Below are 18,512 nucleotides of genomic sequence, written 5' to 3'. Positions count from 1 at the left end.
AAGTTGGCAGCATCACCCTCTGTAGCTGCATATTATGCAAAATATTATCTGAATGGTGGGGATGCTTTAATTTCACCCTTTTTAACCTCAGGCGTGATTGCTTCTGTTATGGCGATGGTAACTTGCACGTGGCTTACTCGTTTCTATGACAAAATAAAAATGTTTCGTTATACCCAATTACTGGCGTTCGTGGTGGGTGGCGCGATGTATTTTGTGCAACCAGATTCTATAGTGTTAGCCTTTACATTTTATATTGTGGTGACCTTCCTGACGGATATCCAACTTCCCGTTTATTGGGCATCTATTGCTGAATCGGTGGATTACGGCGAAATGAAAACGGGGCAACGTGTTTCCGGGCTGGCATTTGGCGGGATTCTCTTTTTTCAAAAATTCGGTATGGGGTTGGCGGGAGGCTTTATAGGCATTGCTTTATCCTGTATGGGCTACCAACCAGGCATTGAGCAAACACCGAAGGCGCTGTGGGGGATCTGCTTATTAATGACGATAGTTCCAGCGGTGCTCAACCTGATAACTGGACTTATCATGCGCTTTTATCTGATTAATAATGAATATTACGAACAGATTAAAGCGCGTTTAGAGACGGCGGAAGTATGAAACTAAAAGTCGGTAGCAATACTGACCTTAACTTGTTGACAAAGCGCGCGTTGTTCATGCCGGATGCGGCGTGAACACCTTATCCGTCCTGCAGAATCGTGCAAATTCAATATATTGCAATCCTCTGCCAGGCCCGATAAGCGTAGTGCATCAGGCAATCTTACGTTTGCCATCACTCTCAGGCCGATAAAAATTACCGGCCTCTTTTCAGGAACATCAAAGCCCCGGCTGCAGGATACGAATATTCATCTCCAGCACATCGCCTTTTACGGCTTCGCTGTACGCTTTCATATGCGGCGTCTGCAAATGCGCTTCAAGATGGGCAATGCTTTCCCACTGCTCAATCATCACGATAGAGTCCGGCGCCATAGACTGGAAACTCACGCCAGCAGCGCAATCCACCATCGGCGCATAGCCGTGGCAACCTTCTTCCTTCAGTACGATTGGAACGATTTTAGCAAACTGATCCAATACCGCCTGACGGTGATGTTGGCCAGGACGAGTACGGATTTCAGCGATTACTGTAAGCATGGTTAACTCCTTCTAAAGCCAGAGCTCTAGTTAACCAAAAATTTCCACAAGATGCTTGCGATATTCTTCAGTATAGCGGGGAACATCAGGCATTTTTATCACGTCATTAGCGATAAATGTCGGCAGCGGTTCCATACCGAGGAATTGGTTTGCTTTATGGAACGGCAGATACACGCCGTCAACGCCGACGCCGTGGAAGAACTGATCTTTTTCGGTGAAGGCTTCCATTGGTGCGTTCCAGGTCAGAGAGAGCATATATTTTTTGCCCTGCACCAGGCCGCCAGAGCCGTATTTTTTCGACGGATCTTTGCGGGTTCGACCATCGCTGGCATACAGCGTACCGTGACCTTCGGTGAACACATCATCAATGTATTTTTTCACCGTCCACGGCGCGCCCATCCACCAGCCAGGCATCTGCCAGATAACCACATCAGCCCAGAGAAAGTTTTGTACTTCGGCTTTGACATCGTAGTCGCTGTCGGCGCGAACGATACGGACATCATGCCCGAGGTCGCGGAGCGTGCCATCCGCGACTTCGGTCAGGGTGTCGTTCAGTTGACCATTGGAGTGGGCGAATTTCTTCGCGCCGTTGATAATCAGGATATTGCTCATTTTTTATCCTCAAGGTGAGAAGTTTGTCGACTATAGTACGTCACAGAGCGGTACGGTGAAATTAGCAAAATATGCAAAGTCTTTTGCGAATTTTGCAAAAATATCACTACTACCAGCTCACCTTCGCCTCAAATCCACCTTGTTCCGCATTCCCAAACACAACATTCATGCCATGCAATTTGGCGATCCGCTGGACAATCGACAGCCCAAGCCCGCTGCCGGTGGCGGTTTGTCCCGGTGGGCGATAGAAACGTTCGCCGATTCGCGCCAGTGCCTCTGGCGTCACACCGGGGCCGTTATCCCTCACGATGAAATTATTGGCATTCAGCGTGACGTCCACCACGCTGCCTTGTGGGCTGTAGCGCACGGCGTTATCCAGCAGATTTCGTACCAGCAAACTTAGCAATAGCGGTTGTCCGGTGCGTTTGATGCCCTGTGCGTTGAGCGTCAGCCGCACGTCAATTTTCGCCTGCTGCGCCGTGTGGTAAATATCCATTACCGACGATTGCAGGAGATCTTCAAGTGGGATCTCCGCGACATCCTGAAGGTTATCCAGCGAGTCGAGCCGCGACAGAGTGAGCAGTTGATCAACAAGGCGGGTGGCGCGATCGATCCCGGAATGTAATTGAAGCAGTGCTTTTTTCCGTGCCTGTGGATCGTCGTCAGAGAGCTGCGCAACTTCGGTTTGTACTTTCAGCGCCGTTAACGGGCTACGCAGTTCGTGAGCAGCATCGGAGGTAAAGCGTCGTTCACGAACCATCATCGTATGAGTACGGTCGAACAGTTGATTCAGCGACTCGACCAGCGGACGCACTTCGTTGGGTACACCGTCAGCGTTGAGCGGTTTTTCCGAGTCAGGATCGCGCATACGTAGCGCCAGCGCCAGTTTGTTTAGTGGCGAGAGTTCACGACCCAGTAGTACCATCATGATAATCAACATGATAGGCAGCGCGATAAGCCAGGGAATGAGCTGTCCGGTGACAATCGCCAGCGCCATGTCTTCACGGTATTCCCACTCCTGGCCAACAACGATGCGATACTTACCATCGGGGGATGTCATCCAGACAAAACGCCAGGGGTCGTCTTCACCTACCAGTTGCCCGTTAGCAAACCCTTCACGTTGATAGCTATAGGGAATATCTTCGCCATTATCGCCATCGTTAAGGACCATGTTGCCGTCGTGAGTAAAGACAGCAAAGGTCAGCGCATCATCATCTACGTGACCGTGTTTTAATTTATTCGGTGTCTGCGCCATACGATCTGCCGCATTGATTTCGTTAAGATCGAGCGTACTTAATCGTTTGGCAAACAGCATCAACTGGGTATCGAATAACTCATCGACATTATCAATTGTTTGTTTCCAGGCGACAAAGCTGGAGAGTAGCCAGGTCACCGAGGCCAGAATCAAAAAGATCAGCGTCAGCCTGACTCGCAGACTAAGGCGTTGGGTAAATTTCATTTCTCACCTAATGTGTAGCTAATACCGTGAACGGTGCGAATAAAGTCGCTGCCGAGCTTACGTCGCAGATGATGCACATGCACTTCGATGGCATTGCTGGTGACCTCTTCGTCCCAGGTATACAGTTTTTCTTCAATCAGTTTGCGCGGCAGTACCCGACCGGCGTTACGCATCAGTAATTCCAGCAGAGCAAATTCTTTTGGCTTCAGCGTTAAGAGTTCGCCGGCCTGGGTGGCGATACGTTTGCCTGGGTCGAGCATTACGTTACCGTGATGTAGCTCATTGCTTGCTTGCCCGTTGCTTCGGCGCATCAGAGCTTCCAGCCTGGCTGCGACTTCTATCAATGCAAAAGGTTTACAAAGATAATCGTCGGCTCCCAGACGCAAACCTTCCACGCGTTCCGCCAGGGCATCGCGCGCGGTCAGGATTAATACTGGCTCACGCTGACCTTTATCCCGCCATTCGCGCAAAATATCGCGACCATCCATTCCCGGTAAGGTTAAATCCAGAATTACCGCGTCATAAGGTGCGCTATAAAGCGCCTCTTTTCCCTGACGACCTTCCGTAAACCAGTCAACACTAAAGCCCATCTTACTAAGACCTGTTTTGATGCCGTCGCCAATCAGCATGTCATCTTCTATCAGTAAAATTCGCATCTTTTCATCCCTGCGATAGCTGTATTCGTTGTCAGTAAACCGTGTTGTAACGCGCTCTGTACAGTACTAAATTTTCTTTTTTTTTCTTAAGAAGTTGTTAAGGAGTATCTTGTTTAATGTTCGAAAACAGACATTAAAGGGAGTAACAAACATGAAAAAATTAGCAGCAGTAATTGCAGTAATGGCTCTGTGTAGCGCACCAGTTATGGCAGCAGAGCAGGGTGGTTTTTCTGGACCATCAGCAACGCAAAATCAGGCCGGAGGATTTCAGGGGCCGAACGGCAGTGTAACTAACGTAGAAAACGCAAAATCCCTGCGTGATGATACCTGGGTAACTCTGCGCGGCAATATCGTTGAACGCATCTCTGACGATCTCTACGTGTTCAAAGATGCCAGCGGTACTATCAATGTCGATATCGACCACAAACGCTGGAACGGTGTAACGGTGACACCGAAAGATACGGTTGAGATTCAGGGGGAGGTCGATAAAGACTGGAACTCAGTTGAGATCGACGTTAAACAGATTCGTAAAGTGAATCCGTAATTGTTACCGCACCCGGGACGCGTTCCCGGGAATAATTTCGCAGGGAGGCAACATGAAAAACCAGGCACTGGCCGTGAACATCATCAATTTCCCTTCAACCCGCGTGGCTTTGTTGCCGCATCGTTGTAGCCCTGAGTTGCTCAACTATAGCGTGGCGAAATTTATCATGTGGCGCAAAGAGACGGGACTTTCCCCTGTTAACCAAAGCCAGACATTTGGCGTCGCCTGGGATGATCCTGCCAGCACCGCGCCGGAAGCGTTTCGCTTTGATATCTGCGGCAGCGTTAGCGAAGCGATTCCGGAGAATCGTTATGGCGTGAGTAATAGTGAGCTTGATGGAGGACGTTATGCCGTGGCTCGTCACGTTGGCGAACTGGACGATATTTCGCGCACGGTATGGGGCATCATTCGTCAGTGGCTGCCTGAAAGCGGAGAGAAAATACGTAAAGCGCCGATACTGTTTCACTACACTAATCTGGCTGAAGGGATGTCAGAGCAACGGCTGGAAACAGATGTTTATGTGCCGTTGGCGTGACGGGAAATATTTTAACGGAGTGTGAGCCAAATCACTCGCGATAAGTTTGAGCTAACAATCTCACCGGCGTATTGTTGTCGGGCTTATAATTTCTCAGGTAAGGAATACCATGTATACGCGAAATTTATTATGGCTGGTCAGCCTGGTAAGTGCGGCTCCTCTCTATGCTGCTGACGTTCCCGCCAACACACCGCTCGCCCCGCAACAAGTCTTTCGTTACAACAATCATAGCGACCCAGGTACGCTCGACCCGCAAAAGGTTGAGGAGAATACTGCTGCGCAGATTGTGCTGGATCTGTTTGAAGGTCTGGTATGGATAGACAGTGAAGGCAAAGTGCAACCCGCTCAGGCCGAATCATGGGAGGTGTCAGATGGCGGCAAACGCTATGTTTTCCATTTACGTCACGGCTTACAGTGGTCTGATGGCCAGCCCTTAACGGCACTGGATTTTGTCCTCGGCTGGCAGCGCGCGGTTGACCCCAAAACGGCAAGCCCTTTTGCTGACTATCTGGCACAGGCGCATATTAAAAATGCAGCGGCTATTGTGGCAGGCAAAGCGGATATTGCATCGCTGGGTGTGAAGGCTACCGATGATCGCACTCTTGAAGTCACGCTTGAGCAACCCGTTCCCTGGTTCACGACCATGCTCGCCTGGCCGACGCTGTTTCCGGTTCCGCATCATGTGATTGCGAAGTATGGCGATAGCTGGAGTAAGCCTGGACATATGGTTTACAACGGCGCTTTTGTGCTTGATAAATGGGTAGTTAACGAAAAGATTACAGCGCGAAAAAATCCTCAATACCGCGATGCAGAGCATACTGTCTTGCAGCAGGTTGAGTATCTGGCGCTGGATAACTCGGTCACCGGCTATAACCGCTATCGTGCGGGAGAGGTTGATCTCACCTGGGTTCCGGCGCAGCAAATTCCTGCAATCGAAAAATCACTACCTGGCGAGCTGCGAATTATCCCGCGTCTGAACAGCGAATATTACAACTTCAACACCCGGAAACCGCCGTTTGATGACGCCCGTGTGCGGCGGGCGTTGTATCTTACGGTCGACAGGCCGTTAATCGCGCAAAAGATACTTGGGTTGCGAACGCCCGCAACAACGCTGACACCGCCAGAGGTAGAAGGATTTCGTGCGCCAACGTTCGAGGAACTGCAAAAGCCAATGGGTGAGCGCGTTGCGATGGCAAAAGCCTTGCTGAAACAGGCGGGATACGACGCCTCTCATCCGCTACGCTTTGAACTGTTTTACAACAAGTACGATCTGCATGAAAAAACGGCGATAGCCTTGTCTTCCGAATGGAAAAAATGGCTTGGCGCACAGGTGACGCTGCGCACAATGGAGTGGAAAACGTATCTCGATGCCCGGCGTAGCGGTGATTTCATGTTGTCGCGGCAGTCGTGGGATGCGACATATAATGATGCATCCAGCTTCCTGAACACGCTTAAAAGCGATAGTGAAGAGAACGTCGGCCACTGGAAAAATGCAAAGTATGATGCGTTACTAAACCAGGCAACTCAGACCACTGACGCGATAAAGCGTAATGCGCTGTATCAACAGGCAGAGGCCATTATCAACCAGCAGGCACCGCTCATTCCTGTCTACTATCAGCCGCTGATCAAACTGCTTAAACCTTACGTTGGCGGTTTCCCGCTGCATAATCCCCAGGATTATGTCTACAGCAAAGAGTTGTATATCAAGGCACATTGATGCCTTTATCGCCGTCGGAGCACGTCTGGCGGCACTATTCACACTGATCTCCTGTGACTCGACGCGACAGATAATGTAGTATCTCCGGCAATATTGCCCCTTTGAAGGCTGGCGAATAAGTTGAGGAATCAGAATTAATGAGCGATATGGCAGAGCGCCTTGCGCTACATGAATTTACGGAAAACGCCTACTTAAACTACTCCATGTACGTCATCATGGATCGTGCGTTGCCGTTTATTGGTGATGGTCTGAAGCCTGTTCAGCGCCGCATTGTGTATGCGATGTCAGAACTGGGTCTGAATGCTACCGCCAAATTTAAAAAATCGGCCCGTACTGTGGGTGACGTACTGGGTAAATACCATCCGCACGGTGACAGCGCCTGCTATGAAGCGATGGTACTGATGGCGCAGCCGTTTTCTTACCGTTATCCGCTGGTTGATGGGCAGGGAAACTGGGGGGCACCGGACGATCCGAAATCGTTCGCGGCAATGCGTTATACCGAATCCCGCCTGTCGAAATATTCTGAGCTGTTATTGAGTGAGCTGGGGCAAGGGACGGCGGATTGGGTGCCAAACTTCGACGGCACTTTGCAGGAGCCGAAAATGCTGCCTGCTCGCTTGCCGAATATTTTGCTTAACGGCACCACCGGTATTGCTGTCGGGATGGCGACGGACATTCCGCCACACAACCTGCGTGAAGTCGCCCAGGCGGCAATCGCTTTAATCGACCAGCCGAAAACCACGCTTGACCAGTTGCTGGATATTGTTCAGGGCCCGGACTACCCGACCGAAGCGGAAATTATCACCTCCCGCGCCGAGATCCGTAAAATCTACGAGAACGGTCGTGGTTCTGTGCGTATGCGCGCGGTGTGGAAGAAAGAAGATGGCGCGGTAGTTATCAGCGCCTTACCGCATCAAGTTTCTGGTGCGCGCGTACTGGAGCAAATTGCTGCGCAAATGCGCAACAAAAAGCTGCCGATGGTTGACGATCTGCGCGATGAATCTGACCACGAGAACCCGACCCGTCTGGTGATTGTGCCGCGTTCTAATCGTGTGGATATGGAGCAGGTGATGAATCATCTGTTTGCCACGACCGATCTGGAAAAGAGCTATCGTATCAACCTCAATATGATTGGTCTGGATGGGCGTCCGGCGGTGAAAAACCTGCTGGAAATCCTCTCCGAATGGCTGGTGTTCCGTCGCGATACCGTGCGCCGCCGTCTCAATTATCGTCTGGAGAAAGTCCTCAAGCGCCTGCATATTCTTGAAGGTTTGCTGGTGGCGTTTCTCAATATCGACGAAGTGATTGAGATCATTCGTAATGAAGATGAACCGAAACCGGCACTGATGTCGCGTTTTGGCATTACGGAAACCCAGGCGGAAGCGATCCTCGAACTGAAACTGCGTCATCTCGCTAAACTGGAAGAGATGAAGATTCGCGGTGAGCAGAACGAACTGGAAAAAGAGCGCGACCAGTTGCAGAGCATTCTGGCTTCCGAGCGCAAGATGAATAACCTGCTGAAGAAAGAGCTACAGGCCGACGCACAAGCCTATGGCGACGATCGCCGTTCGCCGTTGCAGGAACGCGAAGAAGCGAAAGCGATGAGCGAGCACGATATGCTGCCGTCCGAACCCGTTACCATTGTGCTGTCACAGATGGGTTGGGTACGCAGCGCCAAAGGCCATGACATCGACGCACCAGGCCTGAACTATAAAGCGGGCGATAGCTTCAAAGCGGCGGTGAAAGGCAAGAGCAACCAACCGGTGGTATTTGTTGATTCCACTGGTCGTAGCTACGCCATCGACCCGATTACGCTGCCGTCGGCGCGTGGTCAGGGCGAACCACTCACCGGTAAACTGACGTTACCGCCAGGTGCCACTGTTGATCACATGCTAATGGAAAGCGACGATAAGAAACTGTTGATGGCTTCCGATGCTGGCTATGGATTCGTCTGCACCTTTAACGATCTTGTTGCCCGTAACCGTGCAGGTAAAGCATTGATTACTTTACCTGAAAATGCGCATGTTATGCCGCCAGTAGTGATTGAAGATGCCTCTGATATGCTACTGGCTATCACCCTGGCGGGACGTATGTTGATGTTCCCGGTAAGTGAGCTTCCGCAACTGTCGAAGGGTAAAGGCAACAAGATCATCAACATCCCATCGGCAGAAGCTGCGCGGGGCGAGGATGGTCTGGCACACCTGTATGTACTGCCGCCGCAGAGCACTCTGACTATTCATGTCGGGAAACGCAAAATCAAACTGCGCCCGGAAGAACTGCTGAAAGTGACCGGTGAGCGTGGTCGCCGTGGCACCTTGATGCGCGGTTTACAGCGTATCGACCGTGTCGAGATTGACTCACCTCACCGCGCCAGCAGTAGCGATAGCGAAGAGTAACATGCCGGAGGGGCTTTCTCCCGTTTGTAAGGAACGCCGGATGACACGTTAAGTCGTCATCCGGCAGCGTAATCAGCCCCAGGAAACGATAAAAATTCCCTTGAAACCGTTGTTTATTCATGCGTTGCGATTAACAATACGCTTTTCCAGAGAGCGGCTTTTAACAATGCCCTAACCTGATTTCAGGTGACGTACAATGCCAGTCTCTCAGATCTTCAGAGGGTGTTATGCTATATATCTTTCGTCTTATTATTACCGTTATTTACAGCATCTTAGTCTGTGTTTTCGGCTCCATTTACTGCCTTTTCAGCCCGCGAAATCCAAAGCATGTAGCCACCTTCGGGCATATGTTTGGGCGCCTTGCGCCGCTGTACGGGCTGAAAGTTGAGTGTCGCAAACCTGCAGATGCTGAAAGCTATGGTAATGCTATCTATATTGCTAACCACCAGAACAATTATGACATGGTGACAGCATCGAACATCGTGCAGCCGCCGACGGTTACAGTGGGTAAAAAGAGTTTGCTGTGGATCCCCTTCTTTGGGCAGTTGTACTGGTTAAGCGGCAACTTATTGATCGACAGAAACAACCGTACTAAGGCGCACGGCACTATCGCGGAAGTGGTGAATCACTTCAAAAAACGCCGTATTTCCATCTGGATGTTCCCGGAAGGAACGCGCAGCCGTGGTCGCGGTCTGTTGCCGTTTAAAACTGGGGCATTCCATGCGGCAATTGCGGCAGGCGTCCCGATTATTCCCGTGTGTGTTTCCACGACTTCGAATAAGATTAATCTTAATCGACTGAATAATGGTTTAGTGATCGTAGAAATGCTGCCGCCAATTGACATCAGTCAATATGGTAAAGATCAGGTTCGCGAGCTGGCTGCTCATTGTCGTTCGATAATGGAACAAAAAATCGCCGAGCTCGATAAAGAAGTCGCAGAGCGCGAAGCCGCCGGAAAAGTTTAAGTCGGCAATCTGTTTTTTGCGGGGATGTTTTCCTGCACGGTATTACTTTAGCCAGTTTTACATGGAGCAAATATGTCACTCAGTCGGCGTCAGTTCATTCAGGCATCGGGGATCGCACTGTGTGCAGGTGCTGTCCCCCTGAAGGCAAGCGCAGCCGGTCAACAGCAACCACTGCCCGTTCCGCCGCTGCTTGAATCTCGCCGTGGGCAACCGCTATTTATGACAGTACAACGTGCGCACTGGTCATTTACGCCAGGAACGCGCGCGTCGGTTTGGGGTATCAATGGTCGCTACCTTGGGCCGACTATCCGCGTCTGGAAGGGCGACGATGTTAAGCTGATTTACAGCAACCGACTGACAGAAAATGTCTCAATGACAGTGGCTGGATTACAAGTGCCAGGTCCACTGATGGGCGGTCCGGCACGCATGATGTCGCCAAACGCTGACTGGGCGCCTGTGCTGCCAATTCGCCAGAATGCTGCGACTTTGTGGTATCACGCTAATACCCCCAACCGCACGGCGCAGCAGGTCTATAACGGCCTTGCCGGGATGTGGCTGGTGGAAGATGAAGTCAGCAAGTCGCTGCCCATTCCTAACCATTATGGTGTGGATGATTTTCCGGTCATTATCCAGGATAAACGGCTGGATAACTTTGGTACGCCAGAATACAACGAACCGGGAAGCGGCGGCTTTGTTGGCGATACGCTGCTGGTCAACGGTGTACAAAGCCCGTACGTTGAAGTTTCGCGCGGTTGGGTGCGCCTGCGCCTGCTGAACGCATCGAACTCCCGTCGCTATCAACTGCAGATGAGCGATGGTCGTCCGTTGCACGTGATTTCTGGCGATCAGGGATTCCTGCCTGCTCCCGTGTCGGTGAAGCAACTTTCGCTGGCGCCGGGCGAACGCCGTGAAATTCTGGTGGATATGAGCAACGGTGATGAAGTGTCTATCACCTGTGGCGAAGCGGCGAGCATTGTTGATCGTATTCGTGGCTTCTTTGAGCCGTCCAGCATTCTGGTTTCCACGCTGGTGCTAACGTTGCGCCCGACCGGCCTTCTGCCGCTGGTCACTGACAGCCTGCCGATGCGCTTGTTACCGACTGAAATAATGGCCGGTTCACCGATTCGCAGCCGTGATATTAGTCTGGGTGACGATCCCGGCATCAACGGGCAGCTATGGGACGTTAACCGCATTGATGTTGCTGCCCAGCAGGGAACGTGGGAACGCTGGACGGTACGCGCGGACGAGCCGCAAGTGTTCCATATTGAAGGCGTGATGTTCCAGATCCGCAACGTGAATGGCGCAATGCCATTCCCGGAAGACAGAGGCTGGAAAGATACCGTCTGGGTTGATGGACAAGTGGAACTGCTTGTTTATTACGGTCAGCCTTCCTGGGCGCATTTCCCGTTTTACTTTGGTAGCCAGACACTGGAAATGGCGGATCGCGGCTCTATTGGGCAGTTGCTGGTTAATCCAGTGCCTTAATCGCCATACTCGCCCGAGGAGGGCGAGTATGGAATACCTTTCGATTTCTCTTTCGTTCCGGCTTATAATCCCCGGCCTTTGATTATTTTTTTATCATTTCTGGAAGCAAAATGAGCTCTATCTCCCTGATCCAACCGGATCGCGACCTGTTCTCCTGGCCGCAGTACTGGGCCGCCTGTTTTGGACCGGCACCGTTTTTGCCGATGTCTCGTGAAGAGATGGATCAACTTGGCTGGGATAGCTGCGACATCATTTTGGTTACTGGCGACGCGTATGTCGATCACCCGAGCTTTGGGATGGCGATTTGCGGTCGTATGCTGGAGGCGCAGGGCTTTCGCGTCGGGATCATCGCCCAGCCGGACTGGAGCAGCAAAGACGACTTTATGCGTCTGGGTAAACCGAATCTGTTTTTCGGCGTGACCGCAGGCAATATGGACTCGATGATCAACCGTTACACTGCCGATCGCCGTTTGCGTCATGACGATGCTTACACGCCGGATAACGTCGCGGGTAAGCGCCCGGATCGCGCCACGCTGGTTTATACCCAACGTTGTAAAGAGGCATGGAAAGATGTGCCGGTGATCCTCGGTGGTATTGAAGCCAGCCTGCGCCGTACCGCGCATTATGATTACTGGTCTGATACCGTGCGCCGTTCCGTGCTGGTGGATTCCAAAGCCGACATGCTGATGTTCGGTAACGGTGAGCGTCCGCTGGTGGAAGTGGCGCATCGTCTGGCGATGGGCGAGCCGATTAGCGAAATCCGCGATGTACGTAATACCGCGATTATCGTGAAAGAGGCTCTGCCTGGCTGGAGCGGCGTGGATTCTACTCGTCTTGATACACCAGGGAAAATCGACCCTATTCCGCATCCGTATGGCGAAGATTTGCCGTGTGCGGATAACAAACCGGTGGCTCCGAAAAAACAAGAAGCCAAAGCCGTTACCGTGCAGCCGCCGCGCCCGAAACCGTGGGAAAAAACCTACGTTTTGTTACCTTCTTTCGAGAAAGTAAAGGCAGATAAAGTGCTGTACGCTCATGCTTCGCGTATTTTGCACCACGAAACCAACCCTGGCTGCGCCCGCGCGCTGATGCAAAAACATGGCGACCGCTATGTGTGGATCAACCCGCCTGCTATTCCGCTTTCTACCGAAGAGATGGACAGCGTTTTTGCGCTGCCGTACAAGCGCGTGCCGCATCCGGCTTACGGTAATGCCCGTATTCCGGCTTACGAAATGATCCGTTTCTCGGTCAACATTATGCGTGGCTGCTTTGGCGGCTGCTCTTTCTGCTCTATTACCGAGCATGAAGGGCGCATTATTCAGAGCCGTTCGGAAGATTCGATCATCAATGAGATTGAAGCGATCCGCGACACCGTTCCGGGCTTTACGGGCGTGATTTCCGATCTCGGTGGGCCAACTGCCAACATGTATATGTTGCGCTGCAAGTCACCACGCGCCGAGCAAACTTGTCGCCGTTTGTCGTGTGTTTACCCGGATATTTGTCCGCATATGGACACTAACCACGAACCGACGATCAACCTCTATCGCCGCGCGCGCGATCTGAAAGGCATTAAAAAGATCCTGATCGCCTCCGGTGTGCGTTATGACATCGCCGTGGAAGATCCGCGCTATATCAAAGAGCTGGCAACCCATCACGTTGGTGGTTATCTGAAGATTGCCCCGGAACATACCGAAGAAGGGCCGTTGTCGAAGATGATGAAGCCGGGCATGGGCAGCTATGACCGCTTTAAAGAACTGTTCGACACCTACTCGAAACAGGCAGGTAAAGAGCAGTATCTGATCCCGTATTTCATCTCCGCGCACCCCGGTACGCGTGATGAAGATATGGTAAATCTGGCGCTGTGGCTGAAGAAACATCGCTTCCGTCTCGACCAGGTACAGAACTTCTATCCGTCGCCGCTGGCTAACTCAACCACCATGTATTACACCGGCAAAAATCCGCTGGCGAAAATTGGTTATAAGAGCGAAGACGTCTTCGTGCCGAAGGGCGACAAGCAGCGTCGTCTGCATAAAGCGTTGTTGCGTTACCACGATCCGGCAAACTGGCCGTTAATCCGCCAGGCGCTGGAAGCGATGGGTAAAAAGCATCTGATTGGCAGCCGTCGCGATTGCTTAGTGCCTGCGCCAACCATTGAAGAGATGCGCGAAGCTCGCCGTCAGAACCGCAATACCCGTCCGGCGTTGACCAAACATACGCCAATGGCGACTCAGCGTCAGACGCCTGCTATGACAAAGAAAGCGTCGCCTGTGCAATCTCGCCCTGTGAATGCCGGTGCGAAGAAACGCCCTAAAGCGGCGACTGGACGTTAAAAAAACATCCCCGGTAACTGAATGCTGCCGGGGATTTTTTTATCATTCTGCGTACATACGCAAGCAGCGCAGGCAATCGAAATAGTCCTGCGCATCAAGGCGTGTATTGGCTCTGTTAGCTTCGGATTTGGCGGCGTAGATTTGCGGGCGTAATGCTTTTATATCCTGCTCAAGCCTGGCGATTTTGGTATTTAATGTTTGTACATTACCTGCCAGTTGATTGACCTTTTGCTCATTGACGCAACCACTTAATAAGCCGGCTACCAGAATGAGTGTTCCCACGGTGAAAATCTTTTTCATATCGTGCTCCCTTTTATTTATTGTTCCGATTAATTTTTATTTTATTCAGCTTATTGCTTTAATCTGGCGGATGTTTTCGCTTCAATCTGTTTAAGCAAACTCCCGCTGCCAGGACGGATAAAATCGGCAATTTCCCACTTTCCTTCGCGTCGCTGTAAAACTAAATCCTGCTCTTCACTGTTATCATTGGTCAGCGCAATACGAACATGAATACGGGCAGAATCGGCGGTTTTTTCCAGGACACGAATTTCATCAACACGAGCAAATAGCGACTCTTCGCCAAAACAAATCGGATTGTCGTAAATAAATTGCCGTTCTATTTGCATCTCTTGATCGAAATTGCCGTTTTTATTGAATGTGGTTTTATAAAATTCATTGACTGCCTGACGATAGGTGTTGGAAACAACCCATGTCCAGGGCCAGCTATAATCGGCAATATGTTTAAACAATTCGGCGACAAAGGCTTCAGGCTCTTCTTTTTGTAGCGATGCCAGCGTTGCCAGGATTTTTTCATTCTCGCTATTAACTGCCTGCCAGACGCTGCCATGGTTGCTGATGACATCATCAATGACCCAACGACCATTTTCTGCCACCATTTTCAGCGTTTGCGTGGTCTTTTCTTTATCGTCGTCAAAGGTACGAAAGCGCACAACGGCATCTGCATGATCGGTATCCGTTTGAGTAACTGCTACGCTTTCTAACACCAGATCGCCAAAATCCTGACAATCACAAATCGGATCATAATCCAGCCAGCCGATATTGCCCGGCAGCGTGAGATTATCATTCAGGGTAAGTGCTTTTTGTATGCGTGCAGACGTTATCGCCTGCTCTCCTGTCTCACCAAAATAAGGCGCGCTGGCATCAGATTTATAGTTTTGATAAATCTGGCGAACTGTCTGTTCAGCAGTCAGCGAGGGTGATTGTGCCTGAGTAGTGAAGCTTGCAAAAAACGCCAAAAACAGAAGTATTAATTTCATCTGTTTTTCACCTCACCGTCGTGTTTATCCATATTGTAGATGCTTTGTTGCTTTAAGAGCTTCCAGCTCTGCATGATGATGTCCTTAAATTTGGCATTTCTGAACGGAGGAGAGTAACAACGGGCGGGAGGTGAGGGGAATAAATGATTTCTGAAAAGTCCGGTAGCGGAACATTACCGCCACCGGGAGATTTGCGCGTTAGCCGCCGAACTGGTCGGGATCGGGACCGAGACGTTTACCTTGATCGAGTTTTGCGATTTCACCAAGTTCGTCTTTGTCGAGACGGAAATCCCAGACATCAAAGTTTTCGGCAATGCGTGAAGGCGTGACCGATTTCGGGATCACCACCAGACCGTTATCCAGATGCCAGCGGATAACAATTTGTGCTGGTGTTTTGCCGTATTTATCCGCCAGGTAGCGAATGACTTTCTGATCGAAAACGCCTTTCCCACCTTGCGCTAATGGGCTCCAGGATTCGGTCTGGATTTTGTGCGTAGCGTTCCAGGCGTGAAGCTGGCGTTGCTGCATCAGCGGGTGAAGTTCGATCTGATTAATAACAGGCGTCACGCCAGTTTCGTCGATCAGACGTTGCAGGTGGTGGATCTGGAAGTTACAGACGCCAATGCTTTTGATTAATCCTTCTTTTTGCAGCTCGATCATTCCTTTCCACGCCTCGATATAGTGATCGATAGCGGGAACGGGCCAGTGCATTAAGTAAAGGTCGATATAATCAAGCTGAAGTTTTTTCAGGCTGTCGAGCAGTGCTTCGCGGGGGCGTTTGTGGTCGTCGTTCCACAGTTTGGTTGTAATGAACAACTCTTCTCTGGCAAGAGTGGCATTTTTCAGCGCCTTGCCGACACCTTCTTCGTTTTTATAGGCAGCGGCGGTATCAATCGAGCGATATCCCACTTCTAACGCTTTTTGGATAGCGGTGATGACTTCCTCATTACTTGCTTGCCAGACACCCAGTCCCAGCTGGGGCATGACATTGCCATCCTGTAGCTTAATAACGGTTGGATTAGCCATACGTTCCTCCTTTTATATGAACTCACCGGGGCAGGCTCCGGTGAGTTGGTGTGAACTTAAGTCTGGACGAAATACCCAAAAACGAAAGTTTGAGGAGGAAAAAGCTTAACGAGCGGCTTCGTAAATGCGGCGGCTGACATCCAGCGTAATGTCATGATTTTCGCCCAGTTGGGTCATGCCGTGTTCTTCCAGTTTCTTCAGCAATGCCGGGATGGAGCTGCCGTCCAGACCGTAGTCGGAGAGGCGGGTTGGCACGCCCAATTGCTCGAAGAAGTTGCGGGTCGCGGCAATTGCGGCGTCAATACGCTCATCGTCGGAACCTTCAGTGATGTTCCAGACGCGTTCAGCATATTGCAGCAGTTTTGCGCGCTTGGTGTCGCGTTTTTCATTCCACAGGGCAGGCAGAACGATAGCCAGCGTTTGCGCGTGATCCAGACCGTGCATCGCAGTCAGTTCGTGTCCCAGCATATGTGTTGCCCAGTCCTGCGGGACGCCAGCACCGATCAAACCGTTCAACGCCTGGGTTGCCGCCCACATGACGTTAGCGCGTACATCGTAGTTTTCTGGCTCTTTCAGGGCTTTCGGGCCATCTTCGAGAAGCGTCAGCAAAATACCTTCTGCGAAGCGATCCTGAATTTTGGCATCAACCGGTTTGGTAACATACTGTTCCACGGTGTGCACAAAGGCATCCACTACGCCGTTAGCCACCTGGCGCGGCGGCAGGGTGTAGGTATAAACCGGATCGAGCACGGCAAATACGGGTTGAACGTGGGCAGAATGGAACGCCTGCTTGTCGCCGGTGGTTTTACGGGAGAGCACCGCACCTGCGTTGGATTCTGAACCGGTTGCTGGCAGTGTCAGCACGCATCCCATTGGGATGGCACTTTTGATCTCTTTACCGCCAGTTTGCAGGATGTGCCACGGATCGATGTTTTCCGGATAGTTGGCTGCTGCGGCGATAAATTTGGTGCCGTCCAGTACGGAACCGCCGCCAACCGCCAGCAGGAAAGTCACTTTCTGTTCGCGAACCAGTTTCACGGCGTTCATCAGCGTTTCATAAGCCGGGTTTGGCTCGATACCGCCAAACTCCAGCACGTCCATACCTTTCAGCGCATCCAGAACTTGATCGAGAACGCCTGTTTTTTTCACGCTGCCGCCGCCGTAGGTAATCAATACGCGAGCATCGTGAGGAATTTGTTCGCGTAAACCAGCGATAGCGCCTTTACCAAACAAAATACGGGTTGGGGTGTGCAGATTAAAGTTGTTCATTACTTGCTCCCTTTGCTGGGCCAATATGAGGGCAGAGATCGGTCTGCCTGATGTTTTTCATTGTGGTCGCCAGCGCCGCAGCTCTCAATGCTCATTTCTGCCAATGTCTTGCCTATTTCTCCAGAGTACTGGAGAAATGATACAAAATTGCGCACAATCAAATTGCCGCATTATTCTTAAGAAATTACGCGATATGAAACGTGAAGAGATTTGCCGCCTGCTGACGGACAAAATTAATAATCTGAAAAATAAAGAAAATAGTTTGTGTGAGCTGTTGCCCGATGTGCGCTTATTGTATGGCGAGAACCCCGGCGCACGTACGCCGGTGATGTATGAACCTGGCATCATAATTCTCTTTTCCGGGCATAAAATCGGCTATATCAATGAACGCGTGTTTCGTTATGATGCCAATGAATATCTGCTGCTGACGGTGCCGTTACCGTTTGAGTGCGAAACCTATGCCACGCCGGAGGTGCCATTAGCGGGCTTACGTCTCAACGTCGATATTTTGCAGTTACAGGAACTGTTGATGGACATTGGTGAAGATGAGCATTTCCAGCCGTCGATGGCTGCCAGTGGCATAAACTCCGCTACGTTGTCAGAAGAGATTTTATGCGCGGCGGAGCGGTTACTGGATGTGATGGAGCGACCGCTGGATGCGCGCATTCTTGGCAAGCAGATCATCCGCGAAATTCTTTACTACGTGCTGACCGGACCTTGCGGTGGCGCATTACTGGCGCTGGTCAGTCGTCAGACTCACTTCAGCCTGATTAGCCGCGTGCTGAAACGGATTGAGAATAAATACACCGAAAACCTGAGCGTCGAGCAACTGGCGGCAGAAGCTAACATGAGCGTTTCAGCGTTCCACCATAATTTTAAGTCTGTCACCAGCACCTCACCGTTGCAGTATTTGAAGAACTACCGACTGCATAAGGCGCGGATGATGATAATCCATGATGGCATGAAGGCCAGCGCGGCGGCGATGCGCGTCGGCTACGAAAGTGCGTCGCAATTTAGCCGTGAGTTTAAACGCTACTTCGGTGTGACGCCGGGGGAAGATGCGGCAAGAATGCGGGCGATGCAAGGGAGTTAAAT

At 51.2% G+C, this 18,512-nt stretch carries 17 protein-coding genes; 9 read left to right on the top strand and 8 right to left on the bottom strand.

The window, feature by feature from the left end; translation table 11 throughout:
• On the top strand, positions 1-615 hold a 615-nt coding region (locus A7589_RS12200; RefSeq protein ID WP_108188854.1), incomplete at its 5' end, for an MFS transporter.
• A gap of 216 nt (positions 616-831) precedes the next feature.
• Here A7589_RS12200 and A7589_RS12195 read toward each other — a convergent pair.
• The 4 genes from A7589_RS12195 to qseB all read right to left on the bottom strand — a co-directional run bounded on the left by A7589_RS12195 (position 832) and on the right by qseB (position 3,873).
• A complete protein-coding gene (locus A7589_RS12195) occupies positions 832-1,146 on the bottom strand; it encodes a putative quinol monooxygenase (RefSeq protein ID WP_000958592.1) in 315 nt (104 codons plus the stop codon).
• Between the two features lie 30 nt (positions 1,147-1,176).
• Complete coding sequence (mdaB, locus tag A7589_RS12190; RefSeq protein WP_000065430.1) at positions 1,177-1,758, bottom strand: NADPH:quinone oxidoreductase MdaB; 582 nt, start codon at positions 1,756-1,758, stop codon at positions 1,177-1,179.
• A 109-nt stretch (positions 1,759-1,867) separates the two neighbouring features.
• Positions 1,868-3,217, bottom strand: coding sequence for a quorum sensing histidine kinase QseC (gene qseC / locus A7589_RS12185; RefSeq protein ID WP_000673341.1), 1,350 nt, complete (start codon positions 3,215-3,217; stop codon positions 1,868-1,870).
• A complete protein-coding gene (gene qseB / locus A7589_RS12180) occupies positions 3,214-3,873 on the bottom strand; it encodes a quorum sensing response regulator transcription factor QseB (protein ID WP_108188853.1) in 660 nt (219 codons plus the stop codon). Before qseB ends, qseC begins: the two co-directional genes overlap by 4 nt.
• Before the next feature lie 151 nt (positions 3,874-4,024).
• Between qseB and ygiW the strand changes: the two genes are divergently transcribed.
• From ygiW to A7589_RS12145, 7 genes are all read left to right on the top strand, one after another.
• Positions 4,025-4,417, top strand: coding sequence for an OB fold stress tolerance protein YgiW (gene ygiW, locus A7589_RS12175; RefSeq protein ID WP_000731637.1), 393 nt, complete (start codon positions 4,025-4,027; stop codon positions 4,415-4,417).
• 52 nt (positions 4,418-4,469) lie between these two features.
• Positions 4,470-4,952 (top strand): AraC family transcriptional regulator, encoded by a 483-nt coding sequence (locus A7589_RS12170; protein WP_000795660.1) that lies wholly within the window; start codon positions 4,470-4,472, stop codon positions 4,950-4,952.
• A gap of 109 nt (positions 4,953-5,061) precedes the next feature.
• Positions 5,062-6,669 (top strand): ABC transporter substrate-binding protein, encoded by a 1,608-nt coding sequence (locus A7589_RS12165; protein ID WP_105282766.1) that lies wholly within the window; start codon positions 5,062-5,064, stop codon positions 6,667-6,669.
• Positions 6,670-6,806: 137 nt separating this feature from the next.
• Positions 6,807-9,065 carry a DNA topoisomerase IV subunit A gene (parC, locus tag A7589_RS12160; protein ID WP_001281918.1) on the top strand — a complete coding sequence of 753 codons (2,259 nt, stop codon included), beginning with the start codon at positions 6,807-6,809 and terminating at the stop codon, positions 9,063-9,065.
• A gap of 227 nt (positions 9,066-9,292) precedes the next feature.
• A complete protein-coding gene (gene plsC, locus A7589_RS12155) occupies positions 9,293-10,030 on the top strand; it encodes a 1-acylglycerol-3-phosphate O-acyltransferase (protein WP_000965723.1) in 738 nt (245 codons plus the stop codon).
• A 72-nt stretch (positions 10,031-10,102) separates the two neighbouring features.
• The gene (gene ftsP, locus A7589_RS12150; RefSeq protein ID WP_108188852.1) at positions 10,103-11,515 is read left to right on the top strand and encodes a cell division protein FtsP; all 1,413 of its coding nucleotides are present in this window, start codon (positions 10,103-10,105) and stop codon (positions 11,513-11,515) included.
• A 110-nt stretch (positions 11,516-11,625) separates the two neighbouring features.
• Positions 11,626-13,845 (top strand): YgiQ family radical SAM protein, encoded by a 2,220-nt coding sequence (locus A7589_RS12145; protein WP_105282767.1) that lies wholly within the window; start codon positions 11,626-11,628, stop codon positions 13,843-13,845.
• Between the two features lie 42 nt (positions 13,846-13,887).
• Here the strand turns inward: A7589_RS12145 and yqhH are convergent, their stop codons facing one another.
• From yqhH to yqhD, 4 genes are all read right to left on the bottom strand, one after another.
• On the bottom strand, positions 13,888-14,145 hold the full coding sequence (gene yqhH, locus A7589_RS12140) for a lipoprotein YqhH (RefSeq protein ID WP_000719320.1): 258 nt from the start codon (positions 14,143-14,145) through the stop codon (positions 13,888-13,890).
• Between the two features lie 50 nt (positions 14,146-14,195).
• Positions 14,196-15,122 carry a YqhG/Tai3 family protein gene (locus A7589_RS12135; RefSeq protein WP_105282768.1) on the bottom strand — a complete coding sequence of 309 codons (927 nt, stop codon included), beginning with the start codon at positions 15,120-15,122 and terminating at the stop codon, positions 14,196-14,198.
• Positions 15,123-15,320: 198 nt separating this feature from the next.
• The gene (dkgA, locus tag A7589_RS12130) at positions 15,321-16,148 is read right to left on the bottom strand and encodes a 2,5-didehydrogluconate reductase DkgA (RefSeq protein ID WP_108188851.1); all 828 of its coding nucleotides are present in this window, start codon (positions 16,146-16,148) and stop codon (positions 15,321-15,323) included.
• Positions 16,149-16,253: 105 nt separating this feature from the next.
• Positions 16,254-17,417, bottom strand: coding sequence for an alcohol dehydrogenase (gene yqhD / locus A7589_RS12125; RefSeq protein ID WP_108188850.1), 1,164 nt, complete (start codon positions 17,415-17,417; stop codon positions 16,254-16,256).
• A 193-nt stretch (positions 17,418-17,610) separates the two neighbouring features.
• On the opposite strand from yqhD, the gene yqhC reads away from it, so the two are divergent.
• Positions 17,611-18,510, top strand: coding sequence for a DNA-binding transcriptional regulator YqhC (yqhC, locus tag A7589_RS12120; RefSeq protein ID WP_024257411.1), 900 nt, complete (start codon positions 17,611-17,613; stop codon positions 18,508-18,510).
• Positions 18,511-18,512 lie beyond the last annotated feature (2 nt).

The sequence above is a fragment of the Escherichia sp. MOD1-EC6475 genome, assembly GCF_003046645.1.
GTDB classification, from domain to species: Bacteria; Pseudomonadota; Gammaproteobacteria; order Enterobacterales; family Enterobacteriaceae; genus Escherichia; species Escherichia ruysiae.
Note: the sequence above shows the minus strand (reverse complement) of the source record. Positions and strands in the feature narration are given on the sequence as shown.

What these genes read in the sequence shown, in the direction of transcription:
- A7589_RS12195 (WP_000958592.1), bottom strand. Translation starts at nt 1,146, where the DNA reads ATGCTTACAGTAATCGCTGAAATCCGTACTCGTCCTGGCCAACATCAC.
- mdaB (WP_000065430.1), bottom strand. Translation starts at nt 1,758, where the DNA reads ATGAGCAATATCCTGATTATCAACGGCGCGAAGAAATTCGCCCACTCC.
- qseC (WP_000673341.1), bottom strand. Translation starts at nt 3,217, where the DNA reads ATGAAATTTACCCAACGCCTTAGTCTGCGAGTCAGGCTGACGCTGATC.
- qseB (WP_108188853.1), bottom strand. Translation starts at nt 3,873, where the DNA reads ATGCGAATTTTACTGATAGAAGATGACATGCTGATTGGCGACGGCATC.
- ygiW (WP_000731637.1), top strand. Translation starts at nt 4,025, where the DNA reads ATGAAAAAATTAGCAGCAGTAATTGCAGTAATGGCTCTGTGTAGCGCA.
- A7589_RS12170 (WP_000795660.1), top strand. Translation starts at nt 4,470, where the DNA reads ATGAAAAACCAGGCACTGGCCGTGAACATCATCAATTTCCCTTCAACC.
- A7589_RS12165 (WP_105282766.1), top strand. Translation starts at nt 5,062, where the DNA reads ATGTATACGCGAAATTTATTATGGCTGGTCAGCCTGGTAAGTGCGGCT.
- parC (WP_001281918.1), top strand. Translation starts at nt 6,807, where the DNA reads ATGAGCGATATGGCAGAGCGCCTTGCGCTACATGAATTTACGGAAAAC.
- plsC (WP_000965723.1), top strand. Translation starts at nt 9,293, where the DNA reads ATGCTATATATCTTTCGTCTTATTATTACCGTTATTTACAGCATCTTA.
- ftsP (WP_108188852.1), top strand. Translation starts at nt 10,103, where the DNA reads ATGTCACTCAGTCGGCGTCAGTTCATTCAGGCATCGGGGATCGCACTG.
- A7589_RS12145 (WP_105282767.1), top strand. Translation starts at nt 11,626, where the DNA reads ATGAGCTCTATCTCCCTGATCCAACCGGATCGCGACCTGTTCTCCTGG.
- yqhH (WP_000719320.1), bottom strand. Translation starts at nt 14,145, where the DNA reads ATGAAAAAGATTTTCACCGTGGGAACACTCATTCTGGTAGCCGGCTTA.
- A7589_RS12135 (WP_105282768.1), bottom strand. Translation starts at nt 15,122, where the DNA reads ATGAAATTAATACTTCTGTTTTTGGCGTTTTTTGCAAGCTTCACTACT.
- dkgA (WP_108188851.1), bottom strand. Translation starts at nt 16,148, where the DNA reads ATGGCTAATCCAACCGTTATTAAGCTACAGGATGGCAATGTCATGCCC.
- yqhD (WP_108188850.1), bottom strand. Translation starts at nt 17,417, where the DNA reads ATGAACAACTTTAATCTGCACACCCCAACCCGTATTTTGTTTGGTAAA.
- yqhC (WP_024257411.1), top strand. Translation starts at nt 17,611, where the DNA reads ATGAAACGTGAAGAGATTTGCCGCCTGCTGACGGACAAAATTAATAAT.